The following is a 12,946-nucleotide window of genomic DNA, read 5'->3' as shown; positions in this document are numbered from 1 at the left end:
CCCGACATGCGGGAGCGGGAATAATTCAGAGCCCGTCGATGGGCTCCCCCTCGTAGCGCGCCCCGTCCAGGTACGGCCAGGCGTTGGCGACACAGCCGTCCAACCCGTACGTCTGCTGCTGCATCACCGGGGCGGGCGCGCCGGGCCGGGGGCAGGCCTGGTGGAACTGGCCGAACTCGTGGCCGACCTCGTGGTTGATCACGTACATCCGGTAGACCTCCAGCGGCGCCCCGTAGTCCGGCACCGACTCCATCCAGCGGGCCAGGTTGATGATCACCCGCCCGGGCAGCCGGCAGGAGGTGTACCGCTCGGTGCTCAGGCCGCCCTCGGCGCACATCCGCTCGGACGTGGCCGGGGTGGCCAGATAGACGGTGAAGTCGGCGGCGGCCGCCACGGACACCCGCTGCACCCGCAGGTCCCGCGAGGCGATCCAGCTCCGCGGGTCGCCGAGGACCGCGTCCACGGTGCCGGCGAACTCGTCGACGTCCTGGCCGGCGCCCTGCTCCACCTCAACCCGGTAGCGGCGCAGCGGCCCCTCGTACCCGCGCACCGGCGAGTCGCTCCCGGCCGCGACGAAGCGTCCGGAGCCGGCGGTCGGATACCCCCTCGCCTCCGCCCCGCCGTCGTCCCCCAGCCGCGCGCTGCGGGCCGCGGCCACCGGGGCCGCCGGCGGGTCGGTGGCCCGGCGGACCAGCCCGCTCAGGCCCACCGCGGCCCCGCCGGCCGCGAGCAGGACGACCAGGAGCAGGACGGTACGCCGCCGGCGACGCCGCATCCGGCGCAGCGCGGGGCGGACGGGCGCGGCGGGGTGGGCCGGCGGGCGGTCGAAGTCGAGCCGGACGGGCCGGACGGCCGGGGCCGGCGGCCCGGGCTCCGCCGGCGGGCCGGACTCGGCAGGCGGGTCGGAAGGGGACGACGGCGTCATGACATCAGCGTGCCATGCAATTCGGGCATTTAGTCGCTTTTGCCGTTAGCTCCGCGAAATACTTCTCATCGCCACGATCAGGGCTTCCAGGTCGGCGGGCCGCTGTACCGTCGCCCGTTCAGGTACGGCCACGGGTTCGGCCGGCAGCCGCCGAGGAAGAGGGTCTGCTGCTGCATCACCGGCGCCGGCCGGCCGGCGGCCGGACAGCCCTCGTGGTGGTGCCCCAACTGGTGCCCGACCTCGTGGTTGATCACGTAGAGCCGGTACGTCTCCAGCGGCAGCCCGGCCGCCACCAGATGCGGCGCCGAGGTACGCCAGCGGTCCAGGTTGATCACCACCTTGCCGGGCACCCGGCAGGAGGTGTACGGCACGCCGCCCTTGCGGATGTCGATGCCCCCACGCCGGCACAACCGCCCGGCGGTGTCCCGGGTGGCCAGGTAGACGGTGAAGTCGTACCGGGCCCCCGGAGCGACCCGCTGCAACCGCACCCCGCCACCGTCCACCCAGCTCCCCGGCCCGGCGAGCGCCCGCTGCACGGTGTCGCCGAAGGCGTGGACCTCCTCGCCCGAGCCGTTCTCCACCGCCACCCGGAACCGGCGCACCGCCCCCGCCCGGCCCAGCACCGCCCCCGGCCGGTCGTCGTACGCGAAGCTGCCCGCGCCGTGCGCGGGCACCGGGCCGGGCAGGGCCAGCACCGGCGCGGGCGTGGTCGGCTCGGGGCTCGGCGACAGGCTCGGCGAGGGGCTCGCCGACGGCGTCGGCGGGGCGCTCGACGGCCCGGACGGCTGGCCCGCCGACCCGTCACTGACCAGCACCTCGGCCCCGGCGGACGGCCGTTGCACCGCCACCGCGACGGAAGCCCCGGCGGCGGCCAGGAACGCGAGCACCACGATCACCGGTCGGCGGCGACCGGCAGGACGGGCGGGGGCGGATCGGCCGGCGGCGCGGCGCGGACGGGTGGCGGTGGGCATCCGGCTCAGCCTGCCATGTCGCGGGGTCGAGCACCCTCCTCCGTACCGCTGAGCAGGTCACCGTCGGGCGTGTCGGCGGGCCCCAGCATGGCGACGACCGCGCCGTCCCGCGTCCCGGCCGGCAACCCGTCCTCGCGCGTCCCGGCCGGCACCGGGTCGTCCCGGGTCTCCGCGAGCAGGGCCAGCACCGCCCGGGCCACCGTGCGGGGGACCTCCAGCTGGGCGACGTGGCCGACCCCGTCGAGCATCAGCAGCCGGCTGTCCGGGATCACCCGGGCGGCCTGCGGCGCCACCCGGACGTCGACCAGCCGGTCCGCCCGTCCCCCCACCACCAGCGTGGGCACCCGCAGGCCGGCGGCCAGCCGCCACAGCGAGTTCGGTCCCGGCAGGTACGACCGCAGGAAGCTGGCGACCAGACCCCGGAATGTCCGGACGTACGCGGCGGCGTAGTGGGCCGCCTGGTAGCGGATCCGGATCTCCTCGACCGCCTCCTGCCGGCGCTGCTCGCTGATCCGGGTCAGGTCGGCGATGCACGCCTCCATCACCTGCTGGGCCATCACCTCCGGGGCGAGCTGGGCCAGCCGCCAGGCGGCCAGCCGCTCGCCCCGGGGGATCGCCAGCAGCGGCAGCATCCGCCCCTGCAACGAGCGGCGGAAGTCGAGGAACGGCAGCGCCGGGGAGACCAGGGTCAGGGTGCGGACCAGGTCCGGCCGCAGCGCCGCCACCCGGACCGAGACCGCCCCGCCCAGCGAGTTGCCGAACAGGTGCACCGGACCCCGCTCGCTGTGCTCGATCCAGCGGACCACCCGGTCGGCGAAGGCCGGGATGGTGTACCGCCGGCCGGGCTCGCTGCGACCGAAGCCGGGCAGGTCGATCGCCTGCCCGTCGAGCCGGTCGGCGAGCAGCCCGGCCAGGTCCGTCCAGTTCTGCGACGAGCCGCCGAGGCCGTGCACGTACAGCGCCGGCTCGGCGTCCGGACCGGTGGCCGGGGTGTCCCGGACGTACGTGACCGTGCCGTCGAGGCGTACCGCCCGGCCGGGCCAGGGTGGCGGGACGTCGTGCGCGGGCAGGCGGTCGTCCGGCCAGAGGGAGGCGGGCTTCATGGCATCCAGTCTTCCCGCCGTGACCCCACCCAACACCGGCTCCCGGTCAGGCCAGCAGGGCCTCCAGCCGGCGGTTCACCGCCGCCAGGGTCGCCCGGACCATCGCCTGCCGGGGGTCACCGGCGACCAGGGCCGAGCCGGCGAGCTGCTCCACCCAGCCGTCGCAGACCAGCAGCACCACCACGGTGGCCACCTCGCAGTTGCCGAACGGCAGCACGGCCGCGTGCTCCACGAAGCAGCGGCCCCGCTCCGCGGTCGACGCGGCCCGCCCGAGCAGCTCGTCCACCGCCGCCGCGGCGGCCACCGCGCAGAGCCGGAGCACGTACCCGTCCACGGCCGGCCCGGTGGCGTGACCCTCGGCCGTCCGGTCGCCCGCGATGAGGCGTACCTCGACGGTCGCGTCGAGACCGAAGGTGCTCACCTGGACGTGGTCGATCACCACCCGGGGCCCCGGCGCGCCGCCGGTGTCCAGCGGTCGCGAGGGCGCGGTCTCCGTCGTGGTCATCTGGCCACCGGAGTACGACGTACCGACCGTCGCCGGGCTGCCGGTGGCCCCACCGGCCGGGGCGGTGGCCAGGGAGGACTCCTCCACCGCGGCGCGGCCCCGGTGCGGGGCGGCCTGCCGGCGGCGGCGCGGCGGCTCGACGCCCTCCTCGGCCGGCCGCTCGACCAGCCGGCCGGTGCGGGACTCGGGCGCGGCGGGGCGCCCCTCCCGTACCTCGGTCGGCCGGTCCTCCGCCGGCCGCGGCTCGGCGGCCCGCGACGCGGCCGAGCGGCGGCGGACCGGGGGCGCCGGGGTGGCCGGCGCGCCGGGCAGGTTCTGCGGGGCGGCGGCCAGGCCCATCCGCTCCTGGAGCAGGCGGGCCACCACCCGGCTCACCTCGGCCGGGTCGGCGCCGTCGGCCAGGTCGAGCCGGAGGCTGTGCGCCCCGGCGGGGGTACGGCGCAACGCCGCGTCCCGGACGCCGGGCACCTCGCGGACGGCGTCGAGGATCGCGTTGACGTCGAAGCCCTCGGGCCGTTCCCGCAGCGGCGCGGGCTCGTCGTCACGGCGCAGGTGGGTGGCGATGCGGGCGAGTTCCGGGGTCTCGGCGGACGGTTCCACGGCTGGCGGCTCCGGCACGACGGGCACGTCAGGTTCGGCGGGGACGCGCTGCGGCAGCACCGCCGCGGGCTCGGCCGGCCGGTGGTCGGCGACCGGCTCGGCCGGCGGCACCGGATCCGGGGCGGACCGGCGGGCCGCGTAGGCGGGCGCGCTCGTCGGAGTGGACGCGGGGGTGCGGTCGAATCGGGCCGGCCCGCTCGTGGCAGAGACCTGGCCCTCCGGGGTCGGCGGCTGGCCGGGCCGCTCGCCGGCCTCCTCGGCCACGCCCCGCGGCCGGTACGACGTGCCGTCGCGCTCCTCCGCCCGCCGGGTGCCACCCGCGTACCCGGACGGGGCGCCGGCGGACGTCTCCCGGGGCACGGGTGGGGCGCTGGTCGGTGCGGCGTGCGGCGGTGCGCTGAACGGGGTCACCGGGACGGGCGGCCCGGCCCAGGCGGGCCGTTCGGGGGTCTCCCGGGCGGCCGGCTCGGGCACCGGGTGCGGCTCAGGGTTGCCCCGGGACGGCTCGTACGCCGGGAACTGCTCGGCGCGCGCCGGCTCGTACGGCCGCGCCGGCTCGGGCGCCCACTCGGCGGCCCGCTCGTCGCGGGCCCGGCGACCGACCGGCCCGTCCTCCCGGTGGTCACGGCCCACCGGCTCCGCCTCGGCTGCCCGGCGACCGACCGGCTCCGCGTCTGCGGCGCGGCGGCCCGGCAACTCCTCCTCGGCGCGACGGCCGACCGGCTCGGGTTCGGCGGCGCGGCGGCCGACGGTCTCGTCCTCGCGGGTCGGTCGGGCGGCCGGCTCCTCCTCGCGGGCCCACGGTGGTGCCCAGCCGCCGCCCCAGCTCGGCCGGTTCCAGCTCGCGCGGGACCAACCCGGCTCGTCGGCGGGCGCGGCCCGGCGCTCGTTCGCCGGCCCGGCCGCCCGGTCGTCGGCGTTCATGGCCCGCGGCTGCTCGGCGCGGCGGTCCTCGCCCGGTCCCGCGTCGCGATCCGCGGGCGGCGCGGAGGCGGGACCGCCGGCCCAGCCCTGTTCGGCGACCGGCCCGGCCGGGGGCGCCGAGGCGGGACGGTCGGCCCAGTCCCGACCGGCGGGCGGCGCCGAGGCGGGGCGGTCGGACCAGTCCCGGCCGGCGGGCGGCGCGGAGGCGGGGCGGTCGGACCAGTCCTGTTCCGTGGGGGGCGTCGGAGCGGAGGGCTCGGCCCAGCCCCGGGAGAGCGAGGGCGGCTCGGTCTGGTGGCGGTCGGCCCACCCGCGGGAGAGCGACGGGGGCTCGTCGGCGGCGGCCCGCTCGACGGAGGGGGCGTGGAACCCGGGTGGCACCTCGAAGCCGGAGGCGGCGGCGCCGACCGGGGGCACCTGGAGGGCCGGGGGTGCGGACGACGGGACGCCGCCCTCCGCCCGGTACGGGGCGGGGCCCGCCGGCGGCTCGTCGGAAGCGTGCCGGGCCGGCCCGGACTCCGCGTCGGCGGCCGGCTGCTCCACCGCGGGCGCCGGCCGCTGGGCCGGTACGACCAGCCGGTCGCCGTCGGTCTCGCGGCGGGGCTCGTCGAGGGGCGGAGCACTCACCGGCGCCTGGCGGGTCACGGGCGACTCCTCCCCGGCGTGCGACACGCCGTTGACGTGGTGGCCGTTGACCCGGGCCGACGGCTCCGCGGCGGGCAGCCCCGGCAGCGGGGCCGGGAGGTCGCCGTGGCGGGGTGACGAGGTGGCCCAGCCGGCCAGGTCGGACCGGGGCCAGCCGCCGGGTGCCGGCGCGCCGCGGGCCCAGCCGGTGGCCGGGGGCGCCCACCCGCTGCCGGTGCGGGCCAGGTCGTCGTGCTGACCCGTCCCGTCGCCGTGCTCTCCCGGGGTGGCGGCTCCGGGTTGCCCTGATTCACTCACCGCGCGCTCCTTGGTCGCCCCCGCTGAGGCTACCGTGTGGTGACAGTGGCGATAAGTTACAGCGGCGGGCCAATTCCGGGACGGGTTCACGAGCCCCGACCGGTTCGGGTGATAAGTGCCGGCTCGTACGAAGAAACTCGGAGGTTCCCATGACCGCTGTGGGGAACGGTGCACAGACCGCCGGCCGGCCCACCCGCCTGCCCCGCTCGGCCCGACGCAAGCAGCTGCTCGCGGCCGCTCAGGAGGTGTTCGTCGCGCAGGGCTACCACGCCGCCGCGATGGACGACATCGCCGAGCGCGCGGGGGTCTCCAAGCCCGTGCTCTACCAGCACTTCCCGGGCAAGATGGAGCTCTACCTGGCGCTGCTGGACACGCACTGCGACGCCATCGTGGCCAAGGTGCACGACGCGATGCGCGGCACCAACGACAACAAGGAGCGGGTCGGCGCCTCGGTGCGCGCGTACTTCGACTTCGTCGACCACGAGAGCGAGGCCTTCCGGCTGGTCTTCGAGTCGGACCTGCGCAACGACCCGGCGGTCCGGCAGCGGGTGGAGCGGGTCGAGCAGGGCTGCATCGCCGCGATCACCGACACCATCATCTCGGACACCGGCGTCAGTCGGGCGCACGCCGAGCTGCTCGCCTCCGGCCTGGTCGGGGCGGCGGAGACGGCCGCCCAGTTCTGGCTGGCCGGGGGCCGGCAGGTGCCCAAGGCGGAGGCCGAGGCGCTGGTCGCGGCCCTCTCCTGGCGCGGTATCGCCAGCTTCCCGCTGCAAGGTGAGTCAGCCTGAACATCGGGCCGCCAGATCGGATAGCCTTCCCACGGCGGCTTTTTCGCCCCAGTTGAGGAGGCACAGTGGAGGTCAAGATCGGCGTGCAGTACGCGCCGCGGGAGCTGGTCCTGGAGAGCGCGCAGTCGCCGGCCGAGATCGAGCAGATCGTGACCGACGCCGTCGCCAAGGGTGAGGGCACCCTCTCCCTGACCGACGAGAAGGGCCGGCGGGTCATCGTGCCGGTCGGCAAGGTCGCCTACGTCGAGATCGCGGAGGCCGCGCCCCGCGCGGTCGGGTTCACCGTCCGCTGATTCCCTGCCGGCGCCGCCGTGGCGGGGCGCCCGCCACGGCGGCGCCGGGCTCAGTTGTTCAGCCCCGCGGCCGTCATCCGCGCGCTGTGCGCGTCGGTCAGCCGGCGGAACAGCGCCGGCACGTCGACACCCTCCCGGCGGGCGATCAGCGCGGTGAGCGCGCCCCGGTCGGCGGCGGCGACCCGCCCGGCCTGAGAGAGCGCCTCCCCGACCAGCCGCCGCGCCCACATGGAGAGCCGGTTGGCCACCCGCGGGTCGGCCTCGATGGCCGCCCGGATCTCGGCGGCGGCGAACTCGGCGTACCGGGAGTCGTGCAGCACGTCGAGGATGAGCTGGCGGTCGCGCCCGTCCAGCCCGTCGGCGATCTCCCGCAGGAAGTCGTCGGTGATCGCGTCCCCGACGTACGCCTTGGTCAGCGCCTCCAGCCAGTCCTTCGGCTCGGTCGAGTCGTGGTACGCCTCCAGCGCCTCGGCGTACGGGGCCATGGCGTCGTCGGGCGTCGCGCCGAGGGCGGTGATCCGGTCGGCGATCCACCGGTAGTGCGCGATCTCGGCGGCGGCCATCTCGCAGAGCGCCGCCCGGCGACGCAGGTCGGGGGCGAGGCGGGCGTCGGCGGCGAGCCGGTCGAAGGCGAGCAGTTCGCCGTACGCGACGAGGCCGAGCAGATCGACGACGGCGGGGTCAGGGGCGGGCACCAGGGCAGGCTACCGCCCCGATGATCTGTGGTCCAGGTCACACCAATCACCCCCGGGCGTCGGCCGGTCACCCGGAATGAGGACTCCCCAGGGCTGGTTCAGGTAGGATGAGACAGTTGCCGTGGGCACCGATCCGGTCAGCACCGCTGTTCGACAGCTCAGCTGATCACCGCCGGTCCCCGGCGCGCGTGCGGCCCGGTCCGGCTCGGCGTACCGCCCCCGACCGTGTGGCCCGCGCCATACCGATCGCGCCCTGAGGACATGAGGGGCGCACCACGAGAGGGCACCCCCACATCCATATGAGCGAGCAGATTCAAGGCCAGCCGCTGGCGGCCACCGCTCCGGTCCGTCCGGAAGCTCCCACCTTCGCCGCGCTCGGCGCCCGTCAGGAGACCGTAGAGGCCCTGGCCGCCGCCGGCATCACCCGCGCCTTCGCCATCCAGGAGTACGCGCTGCCGATCGCGCTGCGCGGCGTCGACCTGATCGGCCAGGCGCCGACCGGCACCGGCAAGACCCTCGGCTTCGGGATCCCGCTGCTGGAGCGGGTCTTCGCCCCGTCCGAGGGCAGCGACGGCCTGCCCCAGGCGCTGGTCGTCGTCCCCACCCGTGAGCTGGGCATCCAGGTCGCCAAGGACCTGGACGCCGCTGGCCGCACCCGCGGCGTGCGCGTGCTGCCGATCTACGGCGGCGTGGCGTACGAGCCGCAGATCGAGGCGCTGCGCAAGGGCGTCGAGATCCTGGTCGGCACCCCGGGCCGGCTGCTGGACCTGGCCAAGCAGAAGCACCTGCGGCTCGACCGGGTGCACGCGCTGGTGCTCGACGAGGCGGACCGGATGCTCGACCTGGGCTTCCTGGACGACGTCGAGAAGATCCTGGCGATGCTGCCGGAGGACCGGCAGACCATGCTCTTCTCGGCCACCATGCCGGACCCGATCGTCGCGCTGTCCCGGCGCTTCCTGCGCCGCCCGGTGACCATCCACGCCGGGCACACCGCCGAGACCGGCCCGTCGCCGCAGACCCAGCAGCTGGCCTACCGCACCCACTCGCTGAACAAGGTCGAGATCGTGGCGCGGATCCTCCAGGCGGAGGGGCGCGGCCTGACCATGATCTTCACCCGCACCAAGCGGGCCGCCGACCGGGTCGCCGAGGACCTCGACTTCCGCGGCTTCGCGGTCGCCGCCGTGCACGGCGACCTGGGCCAGGGCGCCCGGGAGCGGGCGCTGCGCGCGTTCCGCGCCGGCAAGATCGACACCCTGGTCGCCACCGACGTGGCCGCCCGCGGCATCGACGTCACCGGGGTCACCCACGTCATCAACTACGACTGCCCCGAGGACCAGGACACCTACACCCACCGGATCGGTCGCACCGGCCGCGCCGGCGCCAGCGGTGTCGCGGTGACCTTCGTCGACTGGGACGACATGCCCCGCTGGCGGATCATCGACAAGACCCTGGGCCTCGACATGCCGGAGCCGCCGGAGACGTACCACACCTCCGAGCACCTCTACACCGACCTGGACATCTCCCGGGAGGTCACCGGCACCCTGCCGACCGCCGAGCGCACCCGCGCCGGGCTGTCCGCCGAGGTCGAGGAGGACCTGGGCGGCGGCCGGTCCCGACGGGGCGAGCGCGGCGCGCGGCGCGGCGAGGGCCGGGGCCGGGAGCGCCGCCGGGGTCGCGAGGGCGACGCCGCCGCGCCGGCCGAGGGCGACCCGGCCGCCGAGGCCGCCGGCGAGGAGGGCACCCGCACCCCGCGTCGCCGCCGGCGCCGCCGCGCCGGCGAGGTGGTCGCCGGTGAGCAGCCGACCGCGGTGATCTCCACCGAGGGCGGCGCCGAGCCGGTCGCCGCCGCCGAAGGCGAGTCGGCGCCCAAGCCGCGTCGCCGCCGGCGCCGTCGTGGCGGCGGTGGTTCGGGCACCGGTACGCCGGCCGAGGCGACCGCCGACTGACAAGCGGAAAGTGACGGCCCTCGGACCCCGGTCCGAGGGCCGTCGTCCATCCCCTGTCCACTCCGCTCGCCGCAGTCCGGGGCCTCCCGACGCGGTTGACCTGCCGGTTCTCCGCAACCCGGGTGCATCACGCGCGACCGCTGCGCCGGTGGCTGCAGAGCTGCTCTGCAGCCATGGACGCGACACGACCGGGCGGGTGCACCGGGGCCGCTGCCCGTGACGACGAGGAAGATGGAGCAATGCCGGAACCGTTGGACACCGCCCTGACCGAGGTGCGGGCGCTGCTGCTCGACCCCGCCCTGACCCGGGCGGTCGCCGCCGGCCGACGCCGCGGGCAGCGCCCCACGGTGGTCCGGGCCGAACTGCGCCCGGTCACCCTCAAGGCCGGCCCCCGGCTCCAGATCTCCACCTCGGACGGCACCCGGCCGTACACCCGGAACGTGGCACCGGGCGCGGAGGCCGGCGCGGCCGTCGACGCGCTGCTCGCCGAGCCCTTCGGCAACTGGCACGTGGAGACGGCCGACACCACGCTCCAGCTCCGGGTGACCAAGTCGGGCGAGGCGCAGGTGCACCGGGCGGGGGCCAGCCGACCCGCCCCCGAGCCGGGCGGCCACGACCGGGCCAAGGACTGGCTGCTCGACCCGGGCGACCCGATCTTCGCCGAGATCGGCGGCTCGGCGGCCAAGCGCCGGCAGGTGGACGCGTTCCTGCGCGCGCTGGCGGCCACCCTGCCGGACGACCTCGCCGGGCCGCTGCGCGTGGTCGACCTGGGCTGCGGCAACGCGTACCTGACCTTCGCCGCGTACCGGTACCTGGCGCGGCGCGGGCTGGACGTCGAACTGGTCGGCGTGGACGTCCGGGAGGACCAGCGCCGCCGCAACACCGAGCTGGCCGAGCGGCTGGGCTGGGCCGACCGGGTGCGCTTCGTGGCCGGCACCATCGCCGACGCGGTGGTCGAGCCCGCCCCCGACCTGGTGCTCGCGCTGCACGCCTGCGACACCGCGACCGACGAGGCGCTGGCCCGTGCCGTCCGGTGGGGCGCCCGCTGGGTGCTCGCCGCCCCGTGCTGCCACCACGACGTGGCGGCCCAGTTGCGGGCCCGACCGGCGCCCGCGCCGTACGAGCTGCTCACCCGGCAGGGCATCCTGCGCGAGCGGTTCGCGGACGTGCTGACCGACGCGCTGCGCGCCGGGCTGCTCCGGCTGCACGGGTACCGGACCGAGGTGGTGGAGTTCGTCGACTCCGCGCACACCCCGCGCAACCTGCTGATCCGGGCCCGGCGGACCGGCGGCGCGCCGACCGCAGGCCAGCACGCCGAGTACCGGGAGCTGATCGACCAGTGGGGCGTCACGCCCCGGCTGGAGACGCTGCTCGCGGAGGCGGGGCCGGCGGCGGCGCGGAGCGCCTAGCGGACCGGTCACGCCGCCGCCGCGACAGTTGACGCGGGGCAAGCGAACCGATCGCGACCACGGGACCTTCCGACCGATCAGTCAGTTACTTCGGCACCCGGCCGTACTAACCTCTTAGGCGCACCGTCCGGTGCTCCGGCCGGGAAGGATGACCCCGCAGGATGGGTTCGGCAGACGTTTCGCCACAGATGGCCTTCGCGCGCTTCGTCCGGCGCGCCATCGACGACGCCCGCGAGGCACGCGGCTGGACCGTGACCGACCTGGCCACGCACACCGGCGTGGGGCGCTCCACCGTCTTCCGCTGGCTGGCCGGCGACTGGCAGGACTACCCCGAGCTGGCCAAGGTGCGCGGCTTCTGCGCCGCCCTCGACCTGCCCGTGGCGGCGGCCTTCCGTGCCCTGGGCCTGCCCGACGCCGGTCCGGTGCCCCGCCGTCGCGGCGGCGAGGACGCCCCGGTGGAGGCGGACGTGCGGGTGATCCTGGAGCGGCTGGCCGACCCGACCGTGCCGGCGGAGGAGAAGCACCACATCCGCGACCTGCTCCGCTACCTGGCCCGCCGCCCGGTCCGCCGGGCAGGTTGACCGCTCACTCGATGACCAGGGTGAACTCGGCGGTGCGGACCACCCCGCCGACCTGGAAGTCGAGGAACATCCGGTAGCGGCCCGGCCCGGGCACCGTCGTCCAGAACGTCACGGTGCCCGGCTCGACCTGCGGGTCGGGGTGTACGTGCAGGTAACCGAGGTCCCCCTCGCGCAGCGCGACCAGGTGGCCGTACGCGCCCAGGTAGCGCTCCAGCGGGGCGGGCGCACCACCGGTCCGGACGGTGAACCGCATCGGCACGCTCTCCCCCGGCTTCGGGGTGCCCTGGTGGTCGACGGTGAACCCGTCGACCGTGGTCGAGGCGGCCGGGGCCGGCAGCGGCCGGGGCGCGTACGGGCCGGCCGCGGCCAGGTCGACGCCGAGGGTGACGGCGGTCTGCCGGCCGTCGTCGGCGACCACGGTGAAGTCGGCGTACGCCCGCCAGACGCCCGCCTCCGGCAGGGTCAGCGGCACCGACCAGGTGCCGTCCGCCGCCATGGTCGGGTGCAGGTGCCGGTAGCCGGTGAGGTCGCGGCGCACCACGATCAGGTGCATCGGCTTGTCGTGCACGACGGCGAACCGGGTGGCCGGCCGACGCCGCTCGTCCCGGATCTGGAACCGCAGCTCACCGGCCCGGCCGACGGGGAACTCCACGGCCGACGGGGCGAGGGTCCAGCCACCCGAGCTGATCGACAGGCCCGCCGCGTCGGCGCCGCCGGCCTGGGTGACGTCGGCCCCGCCGTGCGCGTGCGCGCCGGTGCCCGGGGCGTGGGTGTGTCCCGCGGCCGCCGCCGGGACGCCGCCGGACGTGGCGTTCGGCGGCGGGTTCAGCCGGCCGAGGCCGAAGCCGAGCAGCACGGCGATCACCAGCCCGCCCACCACCAGGGCGAGTCGCAGCGTGCCCCGGTCCACGCCGAGGGGCGCACGAGGGTCGGCGGGCGACTCCGCGACGGCGGGCGACTCCACAGCGGCGGGCGGCTCCGCGCCGGTGGACCGGGCCAGCTCGGCGGACGGCGACTCAGGCAACGCCGCCGGCCAGGTCGTAGCCGGCCTCGTCGACGGCGGCCCGGACCATCTCCACCGGCAGCGGCACGGCGCTGATGACCGTGGCCGTGCCGGCGGCCAGGTCGACCTCGACCTGCTCGACGCCGGGCAGGGCGGAGAGCTCCTCGGTGACCGCCCGCACGCAGTGCCCGCAGGTCATCCCGGTGACGGCGTACATCTGGACGACGGGTCGCTGCTCGGTCATGCCGTCACCTCGCTGCG

The 12,946-nt window shown here is 76.6% G+C and carries 12 protein-coding genes; 5 read left to right on the top strand and 7 right to left on the bottom strand.

Annotated features, from left to right (window positions below; translation table 11 throughout):
• Positions 1-25: 25 nt before the first annotated feature.
• The 4 genes from ACGFI9_RS16770 to ACGFI9_RS16755 all read right to left on the bottom strand — a co-directional run bounded on the left by ACGFI9_RS16770 (position 26) and on the right by ACGFI9_RS16755 (position 5,970).
• A complete protein-coding gene (locus ACGFI9_RS16770) occupies positions 26-925 on the bottom strand; it encodes a DUF3152 domain-containing protein (RefSeq protein ID WP_393178851.1) in 900 nt (299 codons plus the stop codon).
• A gap of 77 nt (positions 926-1,002) precedes the next feature.
• Positions 1,003-1,896 carry a DUF3152 domain-containing protein gene (locus ACGFI9_RS16765; RefSeq protein ID WP_393178850.1) on the bottom strand — a complete coding sequence of 298 codons (894 nt, stop codon included), beginning with the start codon at positions 1,894-1,896 and terminating at the stop codon, positions 1,003-1,005.
• A 5-nt stretch (positions 1,897-1,901) separates the two neighbouring features.
• Positions 1,902-2,999 (bottom strand): alpha/beta fold hydrolase, encoded by a 1,098-nt coding sequence (locus tag ACGFI9_RS16760; RefSeq protein WP_393178849.1) that lies wholly within the window; start codon positions 2,997-2,999, stop codon positions 1,902-1,904.
• A 46-nt stretch (positions 3,000-3,045) separates the two neighbouring features.
• Positions 3,046-5,970, bottom strand: a complete 2,925-nt coding sequence (locus ACGFI9_RS16755; protein WP_393178848.1) for a hypothetical protein — start codon at positions 5,968-5,970, stop codon at positions 3,046-3,048.
• 149 nt (positions 5,971-6,119) lie between these two features.
• On the opposite strand from ACGFI9_RS16755, the gene ACGFI9_RS16750 reads away from it, so the two are divergent.
• Positions 6,120-6,758: a TetR/AcrR family transcriptional regulator gene (locus ACGFI9_RS16750; RefSeq protein ID WP_074472473.1), complete on the top strand. Its 639-nt coding sequence runs from the start codon at positions 6,120-6,122 to the stop codon at positions 6,756-6,758.
• A gap of 65 nt (positions 6,759-6,823) precedes the next feature.
• Positions 6,824-7,051, top strand: a complete 228-nt coding sequence (locus ACGFI9_RS16745; RefSeq protein ID WP_302771394.1) for a DUF3107 domain-containing protein — start codon at positions 6,824-6,826, stop codon at positions 7,049-7,051.
• Positions 7,052-7,101: 50 nt separating this feature from the next.
• Here ACGFI9_RS16745 and ACGFI9_RS16740 read toward each other — a convergent pair whose 3' ends face one another.
• The gene (locus ACGFI9_RS16740; RefSeq protein ID WP_393178847.1) at positions 7,102-7,746 is read right to left on the bottom strand and encodes a ferritin-like fold-containing protein; all 645 of its coding nucleotides are present in this window, start codon (positions 7,744-7,746) and stop codon (positions 7,102-7,104) included.
• Between the two features lie 299 nt (positions 7,747-8,045).
• Between ACGFI9_RS16740 and ACGFI9_RS16735 the strand changes: the two genes are divergently transcribed.
• The 3 genes from ACGFI9_RS16735 (at position 8,046) to ACGFI9_RS16725 (ending at position 11,682) form a co-directional block, all read left to right on the top strand.
• Entirely contained in the window at positions 8,046-9,692 is a 1,647-nt protein-coding gene (locus ACGFI9_RS16735) for a DEAD/DEAH box helicase (protein WP_393178846.1), read from the top strand.
• A 239-nt stretch (positions 9,693-9,931) separates the two neighbouring features.
• Positions 9,932-11,101, top strand: coding sequence for a class I SAM-dependent methyltransferase (locus ACGFI9_RS16730; protein WP_393178845.1), 1,170 nt, complete (start codon positions 9,932-9,934; stop codon positions 11,099-11,101).
• A gap of 161 nt (positions 11,102-11,262) precedes the next feature.
• Positions 11,263-11,682: a helix-turn-helix domain-containing protein gene (locus ACGFI9_RS16725; protein WP_393178844.1), complete on the top strand. Its 420-nt coding sequence runs from the start codon at positions 11,263-11,265 to the stop codon at positions 11,680-11,682.
• A gap of 4 nt (positions 11,683-11,686) precedes the next feature.
• Here the strand turns inward: ACGFI9_RS16725 and ACGFI9_RS16720 are convergent, their stop codons facing one another.
• Entirely contained in the window at positions 11,687-12,706 is a 1,020-nt protein-coding gene (locus ACGFI9_RS16720; RefSeq protein ID WP_393178843.1) for a hypothetical protein, read from the bottom strand.
• Positions 12,699-12,929 (bottom strand): heavy-metal-associated domain-containing protein, encoded by a 231-nt coding sequence (locus ACGFI9_RS16715; protein WP_393178842.1) that lies wholly within the window; start codon positions 12,927-12,929, stop codon positions 12,699-12,701. The genes ACGFI9_RS16720 and ACGFI9_RS16715 overlap by 8 nt, the downstream gene beginning before the upstream one ends.
• Positions 12,930-12,946 lie beyond the last annotated feature (17 nt).

It is taken from the genome of Micromonospora sp. NPDC048930 (assembly GCF_043197935.1).
Taxonomy (GTDB): Bacteria; Actinomycetota; Actinomycetes; order Mycobacteriales; family Micromonosporaceae; genus Micromonospora.
This window is presented reverse-complemented; position numbering and strand designations above follow the sequence as displayed.

What these genes read in the sequence shown, in the direction of transcription:
- ACGFI9_RS16770 (WP_393178851.1), bottom strand. Translation starts at nt 925, where the DNA reads ATGACGCCGTCGTCCCCTTCCGACCCGCCTGCCGAGTCCGGCCCGCCG.
- ACGFI9_RS16765 (WP_393178850.1), bottom strand. Translation starts at nt 1,896, where the DNA reads ATGCCCACCGCCACCCGTCCGCGCCGCGCCGCCGGCCGATCCGCCCCC.
- ACGFI9_RS16760 (WP_393178849.1), bottom strand. Translation starts at nt 2,999, where the DNA reads ATGAAGCCCGCCTCCCTCTGGCCGGACGACCGCCTGCCCGCGCACGAC.
- ACGFI9_RS16750 (WP_074472473.1), top strand. Translation starts at nt 6,120, where the DNA reads ATGACCGCTGTGGGGAACGGTGCACAGACCGCCGGCCGGCCCACCCGC.
- ACGFI9_RS16735 (WP_393178846.1), top strand. Translation starts at nt 8,046, where the DNA reads ATGAGCGAGCAGATTCAAGGCCAGCCGCTGGCGGCCACCGCTCCGGTC.
- ACGFI9_RS16730 (WP_393178845.1), top strand. Translation starts at nt 9,932, where the DNA reads ATGCCGGAACCGTTGGACACCGCCCTGACCGAGGTGCGGGCGCTGCTG.
- ACGFI9_RS16725 (WP_393178844.1), top strand. Translation starts at nt 11,263, where the DNA reads ATGGGTTCGGCAGACGTTTCGCCACAGATGGCCTTCGCGCGCTTCGTC.
- ACGFI9_RS16715 (WP_393178842.1), bottom strand. Translation starts at nt 12,929, where the DNA reads ATGACCGAGCAGCGACCCGTCGTCCAGATGTACGCCGTCACCGGGATG.